The following is an 18,163-nucleotide window of genomic DNA, read 5'->3' as shown; positions in this document are numbered from 1 at the left end:
CGCCCGGGAACGTTTCGCCCCGGTACAGCCCCCTTCCGCGCGGCCCGCTCAGCAGCCGCCGCAGTTGTAGTAGAGGACGTCCCAGTGGTTGCCCTCGTCGGCGTAGATGTTGCCGGAGCCGGACTGGTACTGCGGCGCGCCGTCGCCGCGCAGCCCGATGTAGCTGAAGGTGTTCTTGATGTACGACGTCACGCAGGTGTTCTTGCCGTAGTCCAGCTTTTGACATCCTCTCCGGCCTGAAGGCCGGGGATTCCCGCCTGCTCCCACACAAGCTGTGCGGGTTGCTTCGGGTGGGTTCCTGCTTCGCTGCGCTGTGCCGGGAGGAGTCCCGGTCTTACCTGCGCTCGACAGGCTGACACCGCCAGTCCGGCGGCCTTGGCGACATTGATCGCCGCATTGATGTCCCGGTCCAGGACCGCACCGCACGCTCCGCAGGTCCACACACGGATGTGGAGGGGCTTGGGGCCGTCCTTGACGCCGCACTGCGAGCACACCTGGGAAGTGGGCTCGAACCGGCCGATCCGGATCAAGACGCGTCCGTACCGGGCCGCCTTGTAGGCCAGCATGTTCACGAACGCCGACCATCCGGCGTCATGCACGGACTTGGCCAGGCGCGTGCGCGCGAGTCCTTTCACCGCCAGGTCCTCCACCGCGATCGCTTGGTTCTCGCGGATCAACTGGGTGGAGAGCCGGTGGTGGAACTCACGGCGCACGTCGGCCACCCGCGCATGCGCGCGGGCGACCTTCACCCTGGCCTTGTCCCTGTTCCTGCTGCCCTTCTGCTTACGGGAGAGAGCCCGCTGCGCCTTCTTCAACCGCTTCTCCGCCCGGCGCAGGAAGCGCGGACTGTCGATCTTCCGGCCGTCGGAGAGCACGGCGAAGTGCGTCAGGCCGAGGTCGACGCCCACCGCAGGCGTCGTTTTCGGCAGGGCTTCCTCGGGGCCGGTGTCGACGACGAAGGACGCGAAGTACCGGTCGGCGCTGTCCCTGACCACCGTCACCGAGGACGGGGTGGAAGGCAGCATGCGGGACCACTTCACCGTGAGGTCGCCGATCTTCGGCAGGCGCAGCTTCCCGCCCGGCGTGATCGACCAGCGGGCATTGGCGGTGAAGCGGATCGACTGCCGGGTGTCCCGTTTCGACTTGAAGCGGGGTGCGCTTATGCGTGGGCGCCTGCCCTTCAGACTGTCGAAGAAGTTCCGGTACGCGGTGTCCAGATCGCGCAGGGATTGTTGGAGGACCACCGAAGAGACCTCGCCGAGCCACGCCCGCTCCGGGGTGTTCTTCGTCGCCGTGAGGCGCTTGGACAGCTCCGCCGATGTGACGAACGGCAGCCCCGCCGCGCGGGCCTCCTCGCGGACGCGCAACGCGTCGTTGAAGACCACCCGCACACACCCGAACGCCTTCGCCAACGCCGCACGCTGACCGGCGCCCAGGCACAAGCGAAAGCTGTACCGAAGCTGCACACCGATCACCGTACGCAGCGGAATGACAGGTATCGACGGGAACATTCGTACGGTCCGTCACCATCATTCCGTACACGCGTCCACTTGCTTTCGTGACGAAGTACCAGCACTCCGTCTTCACCGACCGGCACCTGACGCGGTGCGAAGAGCTCATGCGGGCCGTACGCGAGGACTTCGAGGCCGAAACCGGCCGAGGTCAACGGCGAGAACAAGCGCGGGTCCGCCCACGGCGCACCCCTCAGCATCGTCAAGCAGCACACCCAGAAGCAGAACCGCCCGCTCCGACCCGGTAGCCGTTCCCGCGCGAGTAGGTCCCGGAGGCATGGCCGGTCTCGGTGCCGCCGGTGATGTTGAGCGCGCAGGCGCTGGCGCGCTTGAGGGCCTGGGCACCCTGGGCGGTCGGCAGAGAGAGTCGGTCGAACGACGTGCACGTGGAGTCGTTGCGGTCCGAGCGGTTGCCAGAGGAGGACCAGGTGATCCTGCGGTGGGCCGTGCTTCCTGTGGGGCGGCTGTGCAGGCGGTGCTCCGCAGATGGTGCCCGAGTTCTACGCGCGTCCGCCAGAGGGCGTACGGGGTGACTGTGTGTTGGCGTGAAAACACGCACCGGATGATGTTGAAAATCAAACAGAATGGCGTTACGGTCGTAACAGCAGGGTTCGTTGAACCTTAAACAAACTCCCGAGGAGCACACGATGGGCATCTTCAGCCGCAAGGACAGCACCCCCGAGACGACCACCGCCGCCCCGGCCGGCGCCACGCTGGCGGGCCTGACCGGTGACTACACGATCGACCCCGCGCACACCTCGATCGGCTTCACGGCGCGCCACGCGATGGTCACCAACGTCAAGGGCAGCTTCACCGAGTTCACCGGCACGCTGCACCTGGACGGCGAGAACCCCGCGAACTCCACCGCGAGCCTCGACGTGACGATGGACAGCATCGACACCGGCAACGCGGACCGGGACACCCACCTGAAGTCCGCCGACTTCTTCAAGACGGACGAGTTCCCGACGATGACCTTCCGCTCCACCAAGGCGGAGTCCCTGGGCGGCGACGACTACCGCATCACCGGTGACCTCTCGATCCTCGGCACCACCAAGCCGATCACCATCGACCTGGAGTTCAACGGCTCCGCCAAGGACCCGTTCGGCAACGACCGCGTGGGCTTCGAGGGCAAGGCCGAGCTGCTCCGCTCGGAGTGGGGCCTGACCTGGAACGCGGCCCTGGAGACGGGTGGCGTGCTGATCTCCGACAAGATCAAGCTCAGCTTCGACGTGTCGGCCATCAAGAACGCGTGAGCCTCCGGCGGCTTGGCCGCTGTACCGACGAGCGCCCCACTCCCCCTGGCCGGAGGAGGGGGCGCTCGCGCGCGTGACGGGGGTGCACCCACGCTCCCTTCAGGCTCCGGCCGCCCTGAGGACCCCGAACGTCAGGCCCCGGTCGCCCTGAGGACCCCGAGCGTCTCGGCCGCCGGCCGCCTCGGGCTCCGGACACCGGGCACCCCGGACACCAGCCCCCTTTAGGCCCCGAACGCCTCGGCCGCCAGCCGCCTCGGGCTCCGGACACCAGCCCCCTTAGGCCCCGAACGCCTCGGCCACCGGCCGCCTCGGGCCGCAGGCCCCGAACACCAGGCGCCCCCGGACATCAGCGCCCCCTTCAGCGCCGGGCCGCACCAAGCCCCGGCCGCCCTGGACACCAGCGCCCTCAGTCCCCGGCTCCCCTCAGGTCCCGGCTCCCCCAGGTCCCCGGTCCCCCCAGATCCCGGCTCCCCCAAGGTCCCCTCAGATCCCGAGTGCCCCTGACACCGGCCCCCTCAGAAACCTCCGCCGAAGTCGCCGCCTCCGCCGAAGTCCCCGCCGCCCCCGAAGTCGCCGCCGCCACCACCGCCGAAGCCGCCGAAGTCACCGGGGTCGAAGTTGCTGCCGGAGAGGTCGCCGCCCTCGAAGCCGCCGAAGCCGCCGGCGGAGCCGTCGCCGAACCCGCCGCCGTAGTCGGACGCGTAGGCGGGGGTGGACATCATGCCGCCGAGCATGGTGCCGACGAGCAGACCGGGCAGCAGGCCGCCGCCGAAGTAGCCGCCCGCCCAGGGGCCGTAGGCCGGGCCCGCGTCCCAGTAGGGGCGGCGGCCGTACTCGGTGTCGACCTCGCGCACCGCCGGGTCGTGGCCGTCGGCGAGCCGGGTCGCGTCGGCCGCGCAGACCGGGACCTCGCGCGGGCTGCCGCCGGCCGGCGTCCACAGGGCGTCGGTGACCGACGGGCCGTGGCGCGGGTCGAAGAAGCAGGGCGGGCGCCGCTCGGGCAGCGCGCGGCCCTCGCGGCGGGCGGCCAGTACGGCGAGCGAGAAGCGGCCGTCCTCCAGTGTCTCGGTGACCGCGCGCACGTCCTCGGGTCTGCGGGCCCGCTCCATGAGCTGCTTGGCGTTGTCGTAGGCGTTCAGGGCGCGCTCGTAGTCGGCGCGCATGGCGTCGTCGGCGCCGGGCTCGCCGGGCCGGAAGTCGAGCCGGTCCAGCTCCTCGCCGAAGGCGGTGATGTCCTCGTCCACCACCACGCGGAGCCGGTCGAGGGCGGCGCGCTGCTCGTCGTCGCGGCGGCGCCGGCTGCGGCGGACCAGCGTGTAGGCGCCCGCGCCGGCCACCACCAGGACACCGGCGGCCACGATCAGCCCGGTGCCGGACACTCCCCCGCCCGAGTCCCAGCCGGAGGGGGCGTGTCCCTGGACGGTGTCGAGGGCGCGGTCGGTGAAGTCGGTGAGCTGCGCCTTGGCGTCCTCGCCCTGGACGCTCGCGATCAGGTTCTTGCGGGCCGTGTCCGAGATGACCACGGAGTCGGCCTGGGCGTCGAAGCGGTCGCCCAGCCGTATGCCGTACAGCCCGGTGATGCCGGTGGCGGTGCGCAGGTCGGAGAACAGGTCCTTGGTCCGGTACCCGTCCGGCAGGACCACGACGAACACCGGTTTCCCGGCGTCCTTGATCCGCTGGGACAGCGCGTCGGCGTCCGCGCGGGAGAGCTGCCCGGAGGCGGCCGGGTCGACGTAGACCGGGTTCTCGCGCAGGGCCCGGCCGATGGTGGAGACGCTGGTGTCCGCGCTCGCGGCGGGCGCGAACACGGTCGTGAACGCCAGCACCAGCGCGGCGAGCAGCAGCGCGGGGAGGCTTCGGGTCGGCAGGACGGCCTTCATCCTTCGACGCTACCCGAAGCCTCCCCTTTTCGGTCAGGTGTGCGGATCGCTGGTTCGGGTGAATCAGGCCGCCCGGTAGGCCTCCGCCAGCTTGCGCAGCGCCAGCGCGTAGTTCCCGGTCAGCAGCGCGTGGTCGGCCTCGGCGAAGGGCTTCGCCAGCGCCGCCGTGATCCGCTGTCCGGCCTTGTCCTGGACGATCAGCCGGGCCTTGGTGACCAGGGCCCGGCCGAGCTTGCCGTCGTGCGCCCGGCCGGCCCGTTCCGCCGCGGTGCCGAGCGCCTTCAGCTCCGCCGCGCCGCCCCTCGGCACGGTGGTGCGGGTGGTCAGGCCCCACCCGTAGGGGTACTGCGGGTCGTACGACGCGTCCCCGACATTGATCGGCAGCTGCGCCTCGGACCTCGGCCAGGTGACCGGGAGCTGCCCGGTGAAGGCCCGCCTGCCGTAGAGCACGTCGGCCACGCCGTCGCCCTCGGTGCCGGGCAGCCAGGAGGCGACCAGGGCGCCGATCTTGCCGAGCCGGTCCCCGACGAGCTGGGGGCGTCCGGAGACGATCAGCACCGCGCACTTCATGGCCGCGCACACCTTGTCCACGGCGGCTCGGTCGGCGGCGGACAGCGAGAGGGTGTGTCCGTTGCCGACGTCACCCACCCCTTCGGCGTAGGGGGTCTCCCCGACGACGACCACGCCCACGTCGTAGCCCTTGGTGGGCGCGGAGGCGTCCTTGGAGTAGGTGACGTCGCCGCCGGCCCTCCGCATCCCCTGGAGGATGGTGGTGCCGGGGACGGTGTTCCCCGAAGCGCCCTGCCAGGTGACGGTCCAGCCGCCGGTCTGGTTGCCGATGTCGTCGGCGTTGGACCCGGCGACGTACACCTTCTGGTTCTTCTTCAGCGGCAGCAGTCCGCCGCTGTTCTTCAGGAGCACCTGGGACTCGGCGGCGGCCTGGCGGGCGACGGCGCGGTGGGCCGGGGAGCCGATCGCGGACGCGCCCGAGGTGTTCGCGTAGGGGTGCTCGAAGAGGCCGAGGCGGAACTTCTGGGTGAGGATGCGGGAGACCGCGTCGTCGATCCGCCGCTCGGTGACGCGTCCGGCCTTCACCTCGGTGGTGAGGGCCGCGGTGAAGTCCTTGTAGGTGTAGGGGACCATCATCATGTCGACGCCCGCGTTGACCGAGGCGCGCACGTGCGCGGCGTAGTCGCCGGGGAGCTGGTCGATGGCGTTCCAGTCGCTGATGACGAAGCCGTCGAAGCCCATGCGGCCCTTGAGTACGCCGTTGATCATGTCCGCGCGGGCGTGCATCTTGACCGGGCCGAGTCCGTCGCCGATGACGTCGAGCGAGGAGTACGAGGGCATGACCGTGCCGATGCCCCGGTCCACGGCGTCCTGGTACGGCGCGAGGTGGACGGCCTCCAGCTGCTTCCGGGTGACCTTGGTGACGCCCTGGTCGATGGTGTAGGTGCCGGTGGTGGAGGAGCCGTAGGCGGTGCCGCCGTCGCCGACGAAGTGCTTGGCGGTGGCGAGGACCTTGTCGGGGCGGGCGAGGTCACGCCCGTCGGCGCGTCCCTGGAGACCCTGGATCACCGTCTCCAGGGACTCGACCAGCGCCGGGTCCTCGCCGAAGGACTCGTAACCGCGCCCCCAGCGTTCGTCGCGGGTCACGCACAGGCAGGGCGCGAAGTCCCAGGGGATGCCGGTGGCGCGTACCTCGGCGGCGGTCACCGCGCCGGTCTGCTGGGCGAGTTGGGGGTCACGGGTGGCGCCGATGCCGATGTTGTGGGGCATGATCGTGGCGCCGACGAGGTTGTTGTGGCCGTGCACCGCGTCCACGCCGTAGATCAGGGGAATCTGGAACCGGCCGGCCTGGGCGCGCAGTTGGAAGCCGTCGATCATCTTCGCCCACGCCTCGGGGGTGTTGGGGGTGGGCGTGGAGCCGCCGCCGGAGAGCAGGGAGCCGAGGCCGTAGGCCGCGATGTCGGCCGGGTCGCTGACGGCGCCGCGCTCGGCCTGCGTCATCTGGCCCGCCTTCTCCGCGAGCGACATCCGCCCGAGGAGGTCGGCCACCCGCTTGCGGACGGGCAACTTGGCGTCCAGGTACGGCAGTCCGTGGGCGTCGATGACGATCTCGGGGTTCTCGGCGGGGGCCTTGGCGCCGGTCACCGTGAGCCTGAGCGGGATCGTCTCGGCGGGCTCGGCCGTGCGGTCCTTCAGGGTGGTCACCTTGACGGTCCGCGTGGTGCCGGAGGGGGTGCCGGCCGGGAAGGTGAGGGTGCCGTCCACCGGCTTGTAGTCGCTGCCGGGGCGGGCGGTGCCGCCGGAGGTGGTGTAGGCGACGGTCACCGGGTCGGTGAGCGGCTTCTCGCCGGTGGTGGAGACGGTGACGCGGACGGCGGCGGTGCCGCCCTCGCGGACGGGGTGGACGGCCGCGTCGGTGGTCACGGAGGCGTGCAGCGCGGGGTCGGCGGCGCCGTAGAGTTCGACGCCGTCCATGGCGAAGCGGCCCTTGATCCCGGTGGGCAGGGTGACGGCGTAGCCCCACATCTCGGTGAGGCCGAGGACGTGGTCGATGCCGCCGACGGGCTGGTAGTCGGTGCGGTAGGTGAAGGAGCCGAAGGGCAGCTCGATCTGCTTCCAGCCGGTGAAGTCGTCGGTGAAGGAGGTCGTCCACAGCTCGGACGCCTCGCCGTTCGCGCCGCCGTCCTTGATCTCGAAGGCGATCTTCCTGCCGTTGTCCTGGCCGTCCCACCAGAAGCGGATGCCCCGGTGCGCGGACCAGTCGTGGGCGGGGCCTGCGGCGGCGTAGTCGTGGGTGAAGCCGCCGTAGCCGCTGATGTCGTAGCCGCCGGAGAGGACCTTGGCGCCCTCGGGGGCGTCGGCGCGCGCGGCCAGTTCCAGGGCGGGCGGGTCGTCGCTGTCGCCGCCCCAGGTGAAGAGGCCCTCGGCAGGCTGGGCGGCGAAGGGGACCTCGCCCTCGAAGCGGTCGACGGAGACCGGCGGCGGGTCGGCGGCGCCGGAGGCGGTGGCGGCCGCGGTCAGCGGGAGAGTGGCGGTCAGCAAGGCGGCGGAGACGAGCAGGGCGGTTCTTCGCATGGGCCCTTCCCTTGGCTCAGAGGTCACTCATCTGGCTCGGGTTCACTCATGACTTAACTCACGGCGTGAGTCAACTGGCGCCCCCGGCAGGCGTCAAGGCTTCACGCCGGAAGTGGTACATCGCCAACTCAGGTGTTTAGCAGGGGGGTTGTGTGTTCGCCTTCTGAATGCGCGACCCCTTGACGGACCGTGGAAGCCGTCATTTACTCACGCCTCGCACGCCGCTGTTCCTCAACTCCCCCCACCTCTTCGAAGGGCGGCGCACCATGAGACCACCTCTGCGTCCGGTCCGGCTGCTGCTGGCCGCGCTGCTGACCACCGCCGGGCTCGGCATCCTCGCCGTCCCCGCCGCGCACGCGGCGGGCGAGCCGGTGACGGCCTGGCTCACCACCACCGACGACTCCGGCGGGCGGCACGTCACCCGAGGGCTCCAGCAACAGGCGCCGTTCGCCTTCTCCTCGGGCACCGGCGGCTCGGGCGAGAACATCACGGTCGACGAGGGCACCCGCTACCAGACGTTCACCGGTGGCGGCGCGTCCTTCACCGACACCGCCGCGTGGCTGATGAACAGCAGCGGGGCGCTCTCCCAGGCCACCCGCGACGCCACCCTGCGCAAGCTGTTCTCCCCCACGGACGGCATCGGCCTGTCGTTTCTGCGCAACCCGATGGGCGCCTCCGACCTGGCGCGCTCCGGCTACACCTACGACGACGTGCCGGCCGGGCAGAGCGACCCCTCGCTGGCGAAGTTCTCGATCGCGCACGACCTCGCGGACGTCGTCCCGCTCACCCGGCAGGCCCTCCAGCTGAACCCGTCCCTCACCGTGATGGCCTCGCCCTGGACGGCCCCGGCCTGGATGAAGGACAGCGGCTCGCTCAACGGCGGCTGGCTGAAGGCGGAGGACTACGGCGCCTACGCGTCGTACTTCGTCAAGTACCTTCAGGCGTACCGCGATCAGGGTGTGAACGTCTCCTACGTCACCGCCCAGAACGAGCCGACCTGCTGCTCGGGCTACCCCTCGATGAGCTGGAACGCCAGCGGGCTGGCCTACTTCACCAAGAGCGAGCTGCTGCCCAGGCTCCAGCAGGCGGGGCTGTCCACCAAGGTCCTGGCGCACGACTGGAACTGGGACGTCTACGACTCCTACGCCGCCCAGACCGTGGACGACGCGGCGGTGCGCAGCCACCCCAACTTCGGCGGGATCGCCTGGCACGGCTACGGCGGTGACGTCTCCAAGCAGACCTCGGTGCACAACCAGTACCCGAACCTGGACGCCTTCGCCACCGAGCACTCCGGCGGCACCTGGATCGCCGACCAGCAGCGCGAGGACATGACCGACATCATCGACTACACGCGCAACTGGGCGAAGTCGGTGACCAAGTGGTCCCTCGCGGTGGACCAGAACATGGGCCCGCACAACGGGGGTTGCGGCACCTGCACCGGGCTGATCACGGTGCACAACGGCGACGGGCGCAGCGGGAGCGTGGACTACACCGTCGAGTACTACGACATGGGCCACCTCACCAAGTTCGTCCGCCCCGGCGCCCAGCGCATCGCCTCGACGGCGTCCACGGCCGTGCCCAACGTGGCCTGGCGCAACCCCGACGGCAGCAAGGCGCTGATCGCCTACAACGGCGGCGCCTCGGCCCGCACGGTGACCGTCAACTGGGGCGGCCAGCACGCCACTTACTCCCTGCCCGCCCGCACCTCCGCCACCTTCACCTGGTCCGGCACCCCGTCCGGCGACGGCTCCCGCACCGGCGCCTTCACCGGTCTCGCGGGCAAGTGCCTGGACGTGGCGGGCGGTTCGTCCGTCAACGGCACCGCCGTCCAGCTCTACGACTGCAACGGCAGCTCCGCCCAGCAGTGGACGGTCGCCCCCGACGGCTCGGTCCGCGCCCTCGGCAAGTGCCTCGACGTCACCTCGGCCTCCACCGCCAACGGCGCCAAGGTCCAGCTCTACGACTGCAACGCCACCGGCGCCCAGCAGTGGACCTACAACCCCTCCACCGGCGACGTCGTCAACACGGCGGCGGACAAGTGCCTGGACGTGACCGACAACTCCTCGGCGAACGGGGCACGGGCCCAGATCTGGTCGTGCACGGGAGCGGCGAACCAGAAATGGACGCTGCGCTAGTCCGCACGGCGGCGCGACGGGTTTCCCGGCCGGGCGGCGGTGGTACGCGGCCCGTATCACCCCCTCCTGACCGGGAGCCCCAGATGACCACACCGCAGGATCTGCTGTTCGTCGTGCTCGATGTGCGGGCCGAGCGGCCCGTGGAGCGGGGGGATCTTTCGTTGGCGCTCGCGGGGGCCGAGTTGCTGGATCTGGTGGGGGCCGGGGTGGTCGAGGTGCGGGAGGAGCGGATCGTGCCGGCCTCGGGGCATCTGACCGGGGACCGGCTGCTGGATCAGGCGTCCTCGGTGCTGGTGCGGGAGGAGCCGTACGAGTCGGTGGAGGACTGGCTGTGGCGGCGGGGGGACGGGCTCGCCGCGACTTATACGGCCGCGCTGGAGCCGGGCGGGTCGGGGCTGCGGCAGCTGTTCAAGCGGGCCGAGCCGGGCGACTCCGCCGAGCGGCGGCAGGCGGCGGAGCGGTGGGCCGTACGGGAGCCCGTGCTGACCGGGCTCGCGGCGGAGCTGGGCATCGGGGAGCCGGGGGCAAAAGGCACGGAGGAGAACCCGGAGAGCGACACGGTCGCCCTCGTGCTCGCCGCCGTCGGGGACGCGCTGACCGAGCTGGAGGCGGTACGGCAGCGGCGGCGGATCGAGGAGGACGCGTTCGACAACGTCTGGCGCGCCCCCTGACCGCCGCCGCAGGCGATCCTCCGCCCTACTCGGCCGGCTCCACGCCCGCGCGCAGCAGGCCGTAGGTGCAGGCGTCCTCCAGGGCCTGCCAGGAGGCGGCGATGACGTTCTCCGCGACGCCGACCGTGGACCACTCCCCCGCGCCGTCGCTCGTGGAGATCAGCACCCGGGTCGTGGACTGGGTGCCGTGCTTGCCCTCCAGGATGCGGACCTTGTAGTCCACCAGCTCCAGCTTGGCGAGCTGCGGGTAGATCTTCTCCAGGGCCACCCGCAGCGCCCGGTCCAGGGCGTTGACCGGGCCGTTGCCCTCGGCGGTGGCGACGATCCGCTCGCCCTTGGCCCACAGCTTCACGGTCGCCTCGTTGGCGTGGGTGCCGTCGGGGCGGTCCTCCACGATCGCCCGCCAGGACTCCACGTCGAAGTACTTCAGCGGGGCGCCCTGGGCCTCGGCGCGCAGCAGCAGCTCGAAGGAGGCGTCGGCGGCCTCGTAGGTGTAGCCCGCCAGTTCGCGTTCCTTGACCCGCTCGACCACCCGGCCCACCAGTGCGCGGTCGCCGCCGAGATCGACGCCCAGCTCGCGGCCCTTGAGCTCGATGGAGGCGCGGCCCGCCATGTCGGAGACCAGCATCCGCATGGTGTTGCCGACCTGCTGAGGGTCGATGTGCTGGTAGAGGTCGGGGTCCACCTTGATGGCGGAGGCGTGCAGCCCGGCCTTGTGGGCGAAGGCGGAGACGCCGACGTAGGGCTGGTGGGTGGAGGGCGTCAGGTTGACGACCTCGGCGATGGCGTGCGAGATACGGGTCGTCTCGCGCAGCGCGCCGTCGGGCAGCACCTTCTTGCCGTACTTCAGCTCAAGGGCGGCCACGACCGGGAAGAGGTTGGCGTTGCCGACCCGCTCGCCGTAGCCGTTGGCCGTGCACTGGACATGGGTCGCGCCCGCGTCGACGGCGGCGAGGGTGTTGGCGACCGCGCAGCCGGTGTCGTCCTGGGCGTGGATGCCGAGCCGGGCGCCGGTGTCGGCGAGCACGGTGGCGACGACGGCGCCGATCTGCGCCGGGAGCATCCCGCCGTTGGTGTCGCAGAGGATGACCACGTCGGCACCGGCCTCGGCGGCGGTGCGTACGACGGCCTTGGCGTACGCGGGGTTGGCGCGGTAGCCGTCGAAGAAGTGCTCGCAGTCCACGAAGACCCGGCGGCCCTGCGCGCGCAGATGCGCGACGGTGTCGCGGACCATCTCCAGGTTCTCGTCGAGCGTGGTGCGCAGGGCGAGTTCGACGTGCCGGTCATGGGCCTTGGCCACCAGGGTGATCACCGGGGCGCCGGACTCAAGCAGGGCCCTGACCTGCGGGTCGTCGACGGCCTTGGCGCCGGCGCGGCGGGTGGCGCCGAAGGCGACGAGCTCGGCGTTCTTCAGGTCCAGCTCTTTCGCGGCGCGGGCGAAGAACTCGGTGTCGCGCGGGTTGGCGCCGGGCCAGCCGCCCTCGATGAAGCCCACGCCGAAGTCGTCCAGGTGCCGTGCGATGGCCAGCTTGTCCGCGACGGTGAGGTTGATGCCCTCGCGCTGCGCGCCGTCGCGCAGCGTGGTGTCGAAGACGTGGAAGGAATCGTCGAGCTCGCTGGTTGCGGTCATGGTCTCAAGGCTCCTGTTGTGATGTCGGTCTTACCGGAATGACCGGCTCCACCGTTCCCCCCAGTTTCCCTCGCGCTCCGTCACCGGCCGTGGGTGGGCCGAAAACGAAAAAACCTCTCGCGGGTGCGAGAGGTCTGCGCGCGGGTCGAGGACGACGGTGCCACCCGTACCTGGTCGTACGAGGTGGTCACTGCGGACCGGCGCGCCTGCTGCCCATAATCATGGAGAGCGAGAACACGGGGGAAGTCTGGCACAGAACGCCCGCCGTCCCACCGGCTGTCTCAGTATGCGGGCGAGGGTGTCCAGAACGGCGAAAAGGCAAGCGCCCCGGACCTGCGGAAATCCGGGGCGCTTGCCTGTGGGCGACGGCCGAGGGCCGCGCCGGGTGTCTTACTGCGCCAGCTCGTGCATCCAGCCGTGCTTGTCCTCGGCGATGCCGCGCTGGAGGTCGAGCAGGGCCTCGCGCAGGCGGAGGGTGACCTCGCCGGGCTCGCCGTCGCCCTGCTTCCACTCGGCGCCCTCGCGCTTGACCGTGCCGACCGGGGTGATGACGGCGGCGGTGCCGCAGGCGAACACCTCGGTGAGGGTGCCGTTCTCCGAGTCGCGCTGCCACTGGTCGACGGAGATACGGCCCTCCTCGGCCTCGTAGCCGAGGTCGCGGGCGACGGTCAGCAGGGAGTCGCGGGTGACGCCCTCCAGGATGGAGCCGGTCAGGGTCGGGGTGACGATCTTGTTCCCGTAGACGAAGAACAGGTTCATGCCGCCCAGTTCCTCGACCCACTTGTGCTCGACGGCGTCGAGGTAGCAGACCTGGTCGCAGCCCTTGGCGGCGGCCTCGGCCTGGGCGAGCAGGGAGGCGGCGTAGTTGCCGCCGGTCTTGGCGTCGCCCATGCCGCCGGGGACGGCGCGGACGCGGTCCTCGGAGGCCCAGATGGAGACGGGCTTCACGCCGCCCTTGAAGTAGGCGCCGGCCGGGGAGGCGATGACGAGGAACAGGTACTCGTTGGACGGCTTCACACCGAGGCCGACCTCGGTGCCGATCATGAAGGGCCGCAGGTAGAGGGACTCCTCACCGCCGTGCGCGGGCACCCAGTCCTTGTCCTGGGAGACCAGCGCGTCACAGGCCGCGACGAAGGTCTCGACGGGCAGCTCGGGCATGCCCAGGCGGTGCGCGGAGCGCTGGAAGCGGCGGGCGTTCTGCTCGGGGCGGAAGGTGGCGACCGAGCCGTCGGGGCGGCGGTAGGCCTTCAGGCCCTCGAAGATCTCCTGCGCGTAGTGCAGGACGTTGGTGGCCGGGTCGAGCGGGATCGGCGCGTACGGGACGAGCTGGCCGTCGTGCCAGCCGCGGCCCTCGGTCCACCGGATGGTCACCATGTGGTCGGTGAAGTGGCGGCCGAAACCGGGGTTGGCCAGGATCGCCTCGCGCTCGGTGGCGGCGAGCGGGTGGGCGGAGGGCTTGAGCTCGATCGTGGGCGTCGTCATGAGCGGGAATCCTTCTCTTCCTGGCGTGGTCGGGGCGGCTTCCGGTCTTTCGGCCGGGCCGGGGTCGCCCCCGGCGGAAACGCAGCACCGGTCGTGGCGGGCCGCGCTCACGCCGCCCGCACCGGCCGGGGCCGGTGTGAGGACGTCCGAGCATTCCCTCATACCGCGGCTCCGCGTTCGATTATCGCGCGGAGCCGGGGCCGGAAGGAATCGGGGTGAATGCGGACCCGGAGGTTGATGGTGGCATCGCACGGGCGCACGGCAAAGGGCCGCCGGGCGCTGGACGCGACCCGGCGGCCCTCAGGGGGCCCGGCGGGTCAGCCGGTTACGCCCGCTACGAGCGCGTCGCCGATCTCGGCGGTGGAGCGGGCGGGGCGGCCCACGCGGGCGGTGAGGTCGGCGGCCACGGCCGCGTCGACGCGGTCGGCCTCCGCCTCGTAGCCGAGGTGGCGCAGCAGGAGGGCCACGGAGAGGACCGTGGCGGTGGGGTCGGCCTTGCCCTGTCCGGCGATGTCCGGGGCCGAGCCGTGGACGGGCTCGAACATCGAGGGGTACTCACGGCTCGGGTTGATGTTGCCCGAGGCGGCGACCCCGATGCCGCCGGAGACGGCCGCGGCGAGGTCGGTGATGATGTCGCCGAAGAGGTTGTCGGTGACGATGACGTCGAAGCGCTCGGGCTGGGTGACCAGGTAGATGGTGGCCGCGTCGACGTGGATGTACTCGGTGGTGACCTCGGGGTACTCCTCGGCCACCTGGTGGAAGATGTTGGTCCACAGGCGCCCGGCGAAGGTCAGCACGTTGTTCTTGTGGACCAGGGTGAGCTTCTTGCGCGGGCGGGCCTGGGCGCGGGCGAAGGCGTCGCGGACGACGCGCTCGACACCGTAGGCGGTGTTCACGGAGACCTCGGTGGCGACCTCGTGCTCGGTGCCGGTGCGGATGGTGCCGCCGTTGCCGGTGTACGGGCCCTCGGTACCCTCGCGGACCACCACGAAGTCGATCTCCGGCTGGCCGGCGAGCGGGGTGGCGACGCCGGGGAGCAGCTTGGAGGGGCGCAGGTTGACGTGGTGGTCGAAGGCGAAGCGGAGCTTGAGCAGGAAGCCGCGCTCCAGGACGCCGGACGGGACGCTCGGGTCGCCGATGGCGCCGAGCAGGATGGCGTCGTGGTCCTTGAGGGAGGCGAGGTCGGCGTCGGTGAGGGTCTCACCGGTGGCGTGGTAGCGCCGGGCGCCGAAGTCGTAGTCCGTGGTCTCCAGCTTCACGTCCTCCGGGAGGACGGCGGCCAGGACCTTGAGACCTTCGGCCACGACCTCCTGGCCGATGCCGTCACCCGGGATCACTGCGAGATGGATGCTGCGAGACATGTCGGCACCCTACTCCGGCGTCCCAGGTGATGACACGGCCTGTCCGCGATGCGGACAGTGAGGGCGGCTCGTACGTCTCAGTGGCCGGTCTCGCCGCCGTTGTCCCGGCGGTCCAGCGCGCGCTGGAGCGCGGCGGCGGCCTGGGCGCGGTCGGTCTCGTTCGTACGGGAGGTGTGGCGGACTCGGCGGCGGACGGTCGTCTCGGCCATGGGAAATCGACTCCTTCGACGGGCTGGGAGCACGGCGGCATGAACGGTGAGACGCCGGAAGGGGCGGAGAGCGGGCGCCGCAGGGATTGCCTGCACAGGGCGCGGCTCACGACCGCCATTCGCTGGATGGAGCGAGTCGTTCGGCTCATCCCAAGCTAAGGGACCGGCCCGCGCCTGTCTGCATCATTACTCGGACTTCCTACTATCTGAGACGGCGCGTCGCCTCAGACGCCGCTGACCTGGGCGTTCGCCATTCCCGGCCGCAGGGCGCGCAGCTCGCGCACGAGCGCCCGCACGGCGGAAACGGCCGCCAGCTCCGGCGTCGTCACATAGCCGACCGAGCGGTACGGGCGCTCAGGACCGAGGTCGGTGACCGCCACGGCGGGCGGTACGGCGGTGAGCGAGAGCGCGGGCATGACGGCCATGCCGAGCCCGCTCGCCACCATCGACAGCACGGCCCCGTCGTCCTCGGCGTGGACGGTCGCGGCCGGTATCCAGTCCTGGGCGGCCCACCAGTCGCGGGTGTAGGAGCCGCAGTTCTCCGTCCAGTCGACCAGGGGCAGGGTGCGCGGGGCGGGGTGTCCCACCGGGTGGACCAGGGAGTACGGCTCGCGCAGCAGCACGCCCCCGACCAGCCCGCCCGGGGGCCGGTCGCCGTCGCCGAGGGTGGCGATGCCGAGGTCGGCCCGTCCTGCGGCGACCTCGCCCGCCGTGCCGGCGCCCACTTCCCGTACGACGCTCACGCTCACCTCGACGCCGGGGTGCCGGGCGGACAGCCGTTCCAGGGCGGCCGGCAGCAGATGGAGGGCCGCGCTGCGGAAGGCGGCCACGCGCAGCGGGCCGGAGGTCTCGCCCGTCTCCGCGCCCCGGGCGTCGGCGGCCAGCGCCCGGAGCATCCGCAGCACGCGCCGCGCGTGAGCGGCCGCCCGCTCTCCGGCGGGCGTCGGCCGGGCGCCGAACCGGCCGCGCTCGAAGAGGACGGCGCCCAGCTTGCGTTCGATGCCGCGCACGGCGTGCGAGACGGCCGACTGGGTGGTGCCGAGCCGGACGGCGGCGGCGGAGAACCCGCCCTCCTCGGCCACGGCGACGAGCGTCCGCAGCTCCTGCGGGGCGAGGTCTGCTGCTGTCATGTCGGGGCTCCCACCTGCCGGTATGAGCGCGGCTCATGGATCGCCGCGTCGCATGAGCCCAACCCCCTGCCCGGCCTGGTCATTCCCGGCCTACGGTCCGGGACATGACCGACACCGCGCTCACCGTGCACCAGACCGCCCGCCCGGACGGCTTCCCGACCGCCGCCCACTTCCGCTTCGTCCAGTCCCCCGTGCCCGAACCGGCGCCGGGTACCGCCCTGTTGGAGAACCTGTGGTGGTCGGTGGACCCGTACCACCGCGAGATGATGGACGGCGACTTCGCGCTGGACGCCCCGCTGGAGGGCCGCACCCTCGGCCGGGTGGTCGCCTCGCGCACCCCTGAACTCCCCGAGGGGGAGGTCGTGTTCCACCGGCAGGGCTGGCGGACGCACTCCGTGGTGCGCCCCGAGGAGGTCCGCCGGCTTCCCCGTCACGCGGACGTGCCGCTGTCGGCGTATCTGAGCGTGCTCGGCGGGACCGGCCTGACCGCCTGGGTGGCCCTCACCCGTATCGCCCGACTGCGCTCGGGGGACGACGTGTTCGTCTCCGGCGCGGCCGGCGGCGTCGGCACGGCCACCGGCCGCTTCGCCCGGCTCCTCGGCGCCGGACGCCTGATCGGCAGCGCGGGCTCCCCGGAGAAGGTGAAGTACCTGACGGAACAGGTGGGTTACGACGCCGCCTTCGACTACCACGAAGGACCGGTCGCCTCCCTCCTCGCCGGCGCCGCCCCGGACGGCGTCGACCTCTTCGTGGACAACGTCGGCGGCGGCCATCTCGGCGCGGCGATGGGCGCGTTGCGCGAGCGGGGGCGCGTGGTGCGGGTCGGCACGATCAGCCAGTACAACACCCCGGCCGCGCCGCCGGTCGTCTTCGACCACGCCGACGTGGTGGAGAAGAGCCTGCGGATCGAGGGCTTCCTGGTGAGCGATCACCGGGACGCGCAGGAGGAGTTGTACGACTTCGCCGTACCGCGGCTGCGGAGCGGCGAACTGTCCCTGGACGAGACGGTGGTGGACGGCTTCGACCGGATCGTGGAGGCGTTCCTGCTGATGCTGCGCGGGGGCAACACGGGCAAGATCCTGGTGCGGAAGGTGTGAGGCGCGCCCCCTCACCCGAGGACGAACGGCAACCGCCCCGCCAGTGGACCGAGTTGGGCCCGCTCCCCTGCCGTCGGCGGGCGGCGGCCCGTGCCGAGCAGCAGCGCGTCCGGGTCGGACAGGGAGGCGGGGAACGGCTCTCCCGTGATCCTCTCCAGCAGGGCGCGGGAGTGGGACAGTCCCTCGGCGGGCGGGGGCGGGGCGTCCGGGAGGTGGGCGATGAGGTCCAGGTGGTGGAGGGTCCACTCCAGGACGTACGCCGAGAGGTAGTCGGCGGTGGTGAGGACCATGTCCTGGGTGGCGACCGGGGTGACGGGGTCCGCCAGTCGCGCCGCGCGTCCCGCCGCCGAGCCCACGTCGTCCAGGTGGAACTTGAGCAGCGCCGGGTCCTCGTACGCCGCCGCCAGCCGGACGGTCAGCGCGTCGAGCGGATCGTCGCCCGTGGGCGGGGTGTCGGTGACGGTCCAGTAGGCCGCCGCGTCGTGGGTCGGGGGCGTGCCGGCGGGCGTCACCAGGGTGATCAGGACGTCCTGGGCGTCGACGACCAGGTGGCAGACCAGGTCGCGGACGAGCCAGCGCGTACAGCCGGAGGGGCGGGCGAAGTCCGGGTCCGGGAGGGCGGCGACCGCCTCGCGCAGCGCCGTCCAGGAGCGGGAGAAGGGGTCCATGGCGCGGACGCTAGCAGCGGCCGGACGGACCACGGGCGGGGTACGGGAACGG

General features: G+C 71.6%; 14 protein-coding genes and 1 pseudogene. 4 read left to right on the top strand and 11 right to left on the bottom strand.

The window, feature by feature from the left end; all coding sequences use genetic code 11:
- Positions 1-48 precede the first annotated feature (48 nt).
- The 3 genes and pseudogenes from AB0898_RS17295 to AB0898_RS17285 form a co-directional block, all read right to left on the bottom strand.
- A complete protein-coding gene (locus AB0898_RS17295) occupies positions 49-192 on the bottom strand; it encodes a hypothetical protein (RefSeq protein WP_366803890.1) in 144 nt (47 codons plus the stop codon).
- A complete protein-coding gene (locus AB0898_RS17290; protein ID WP_366803880.1) occupies positions 189-1,466 on the bottom strand; it encodes an RNA-guided endonuclease TnpB family protein in 1,278 nt (425 codons plus the stop codon). Before AB0898_RS17290 ends, AB0898_RS17295 begins: the two co-directional genes overlap by 4 nt.
- Positions 1,467-1,740: 274 nt before the next feature.
- Positions 1,741-1,947, bottom strand: a pseudogene (locus AB0898_RS17285) (hypothetical protein); the annotation flags it as partial.
- Between the two features lie 211 nt (positions 1,948-2,158).
- On the opposite strand from AB0898_RS17285, the gene AB0898_RS17280 reads away from it, so the two are divergent.
- A complete protein-coding gene (locus tag AB0898_RS17280) occupies positions 2,159-2,764 on the top strand; it encodes a YceI family protein (RefSeq protein WP_366803777.1) in 606 nt (201 codons plus the stop codon).
- A 515-nt stretch (positions 2,765-3,279) separates the two neighbouring features.
- Here AB0898_RS17280 and AB0898_RS17275 read toward each other — a convergent pair.
- Both AB0898_RS17275 and AB0898_RS17270 read right to left on the bottom strand, forming a co-directional pair.
- Positions 3,280-4,644 carry a hypothetical protein gene (locus tag AB0898_RS17275; protein WP_366803776.1) on the bottom strand — a complete coding sequence of 455 codons (1,365 nt, stop codon included), beginning with the start codon at positions 4,642-4,644 and terminating at the stop codon, positions 3,280-3,282.
- 63 nt (positions 4,645-4,707) lie between these two features.
- Positions 4,708-7,728 (bottom strand): glycoside hydrolase family 3 N-terminal domain-containing protein, encoded by a 3,021-nt coding sequence (locus tag AB0898_RS17270; RefSeq protein ID WP_366803775.1) that lies wholly within the window; start codon positions 7,726-7,728, stop codon positions 4,708-4,710.
- A gap of 266 nt (positions 7,729-7,994) precedes the next feature.
- On the opposite strand from AB0898_RS17270, the gene AB0898_RS17265 reads away from it, so the two are divergent.
- Both AB0898_RS17265 and AB0898_RS17260 read left to right on the top strand, forming a co-directional pair.
- Positions 7,995-9,863, top strand: coding sequence for a ricin-type beta-trefoil lectin domain protein (locus AB0898_RS17265; protein WP_366803774.1), 1,869 nt, complete (start codon positions 7,995-7,997; stop codon positions 9,861-9,863).
- A gap of 83 nt (positions 9,864-9,946) precedes the next feature.
- The gene (locus AB0898_RS17260) at positions 9,947-10,534 is read left to right on the top strand and encodes a GPP34 family phosphoprotein (protein ID WP_366803773.1); all 588 of its coding nucleotides are present in this window, start codon (positions 9,947-9,949) and stop codon (positions 10,532-10,534) included.
- Between the two features lie 25 nt (positions 10,535-10,559).
- On the opposite strand, the gene cimA is transcribed toward AB0898_RS17260, so the two are convergent.
- The 5 genes from cimA to AB0898_RS17235 form a co-directional block, all read right to left on the bottom strand.
- Complete coding sequence (gene cimA, locus AB0898_RS17255) at positions 10,560-12,164, bottom strand: citramalate synthase (RefSeq protein WP_366803772.1); 1,605 nt, start codon at positions 12,162-12,164, stop codon at positions 10,560-10,562.
- Positions 12,165-12,554: 390 nt separating this feature from the next.
- Complete coding sequence (locus tag AB0898_RS17250) at positions 12,555-13,646, bottom strand: branched-chain amino acid aminotransferase (RefSeq protein ID WP_366803771.1); 1,092 nt, start codon at positions 13,644-13,646, stop codon at positions 12,555-12,557.
- A gap of 317 nt (positions 13,647-13,963) precedes the next feature.
- Positions 13,964-15,007, bottom strand: coding sequence for a 3-isopropylmalate dehydrogenase (locus AB0898_RS17245; protein WP_366803770.1), 1,044 nt, complete (start codon positions 15,005-15,007; stop codon positions 13,964-13,966).
- A gap of 77 nt (positions 15,008-15,084) precedes the next feature.
- Entirely contained in the window at positions 15,085-15,216 is a 132-nt protein-coding gene (locus AB0898_RS17240) for a hypothetical protein (protein WP_018544689.1), read from the bottom strand.
- A 224-nt stretch (positions 15,217-15,440) separates the two neighbouring features.
- Positions 15,441-16,346, bottom strand: a complete 906-nt coding sequence (locus AB0898_RS17235) for a LysR family transcriptional regulator (RefSeq protein WP_366803769.1) — start codon at positions 16,344-16,346, stop codon at positions 15,441-15,443.
- Positions 16,347-16,450: 104 nt separating this feature from the next.
- Between AB0898_RS17235 and AB0898_RS17230 the strand changes: the two genes are divergently transcribed.
- On the top strand, positions 16,451-17,443 hold the full coding sequence (locus AB0898_RS17230) for an NADP-dependent oxidoreductase (RefSeq protein WP_366803768.1): 993 nt from the start codon (positions 16,451-16,453) through the stop codon (positions 17,441-17,443).
- An 11-nt stretch (positions 17,444-17,454) separates the two neighbouring features.
- Here AB0898_RS17230 and AB0898_RS17225 read toward each other — a convergent pair whose 3' ends face one another.
- Positions 17,455-18,111, bottom strand: coding sequence for a maleylpyruvate isomerase N-terminal domain-containing protein (locus AB0898_RS17225; RefSeq protein ID WP_366803767.1), 657 nt, complete (start codon positions 18,109-18,111; stop codon positions 17,455-17,457).
- Positions 18,112-18,163: the final 52 nt, after the last annotated feature.

Origin of the sequence: Streptomyces sp. NPDC005435 (assembly GCF_040703155.1) — a bacterium.
Lineage (GTDB): Bacteria > Actinomycetota > Actinomycetes > Streptomycetales > Streptomycetaceae > Streptomyces.
Note: the sequence above shows the minus strand (reverse complement) of the source record. Positions and strands in the feature narration are given on the sequence as shown.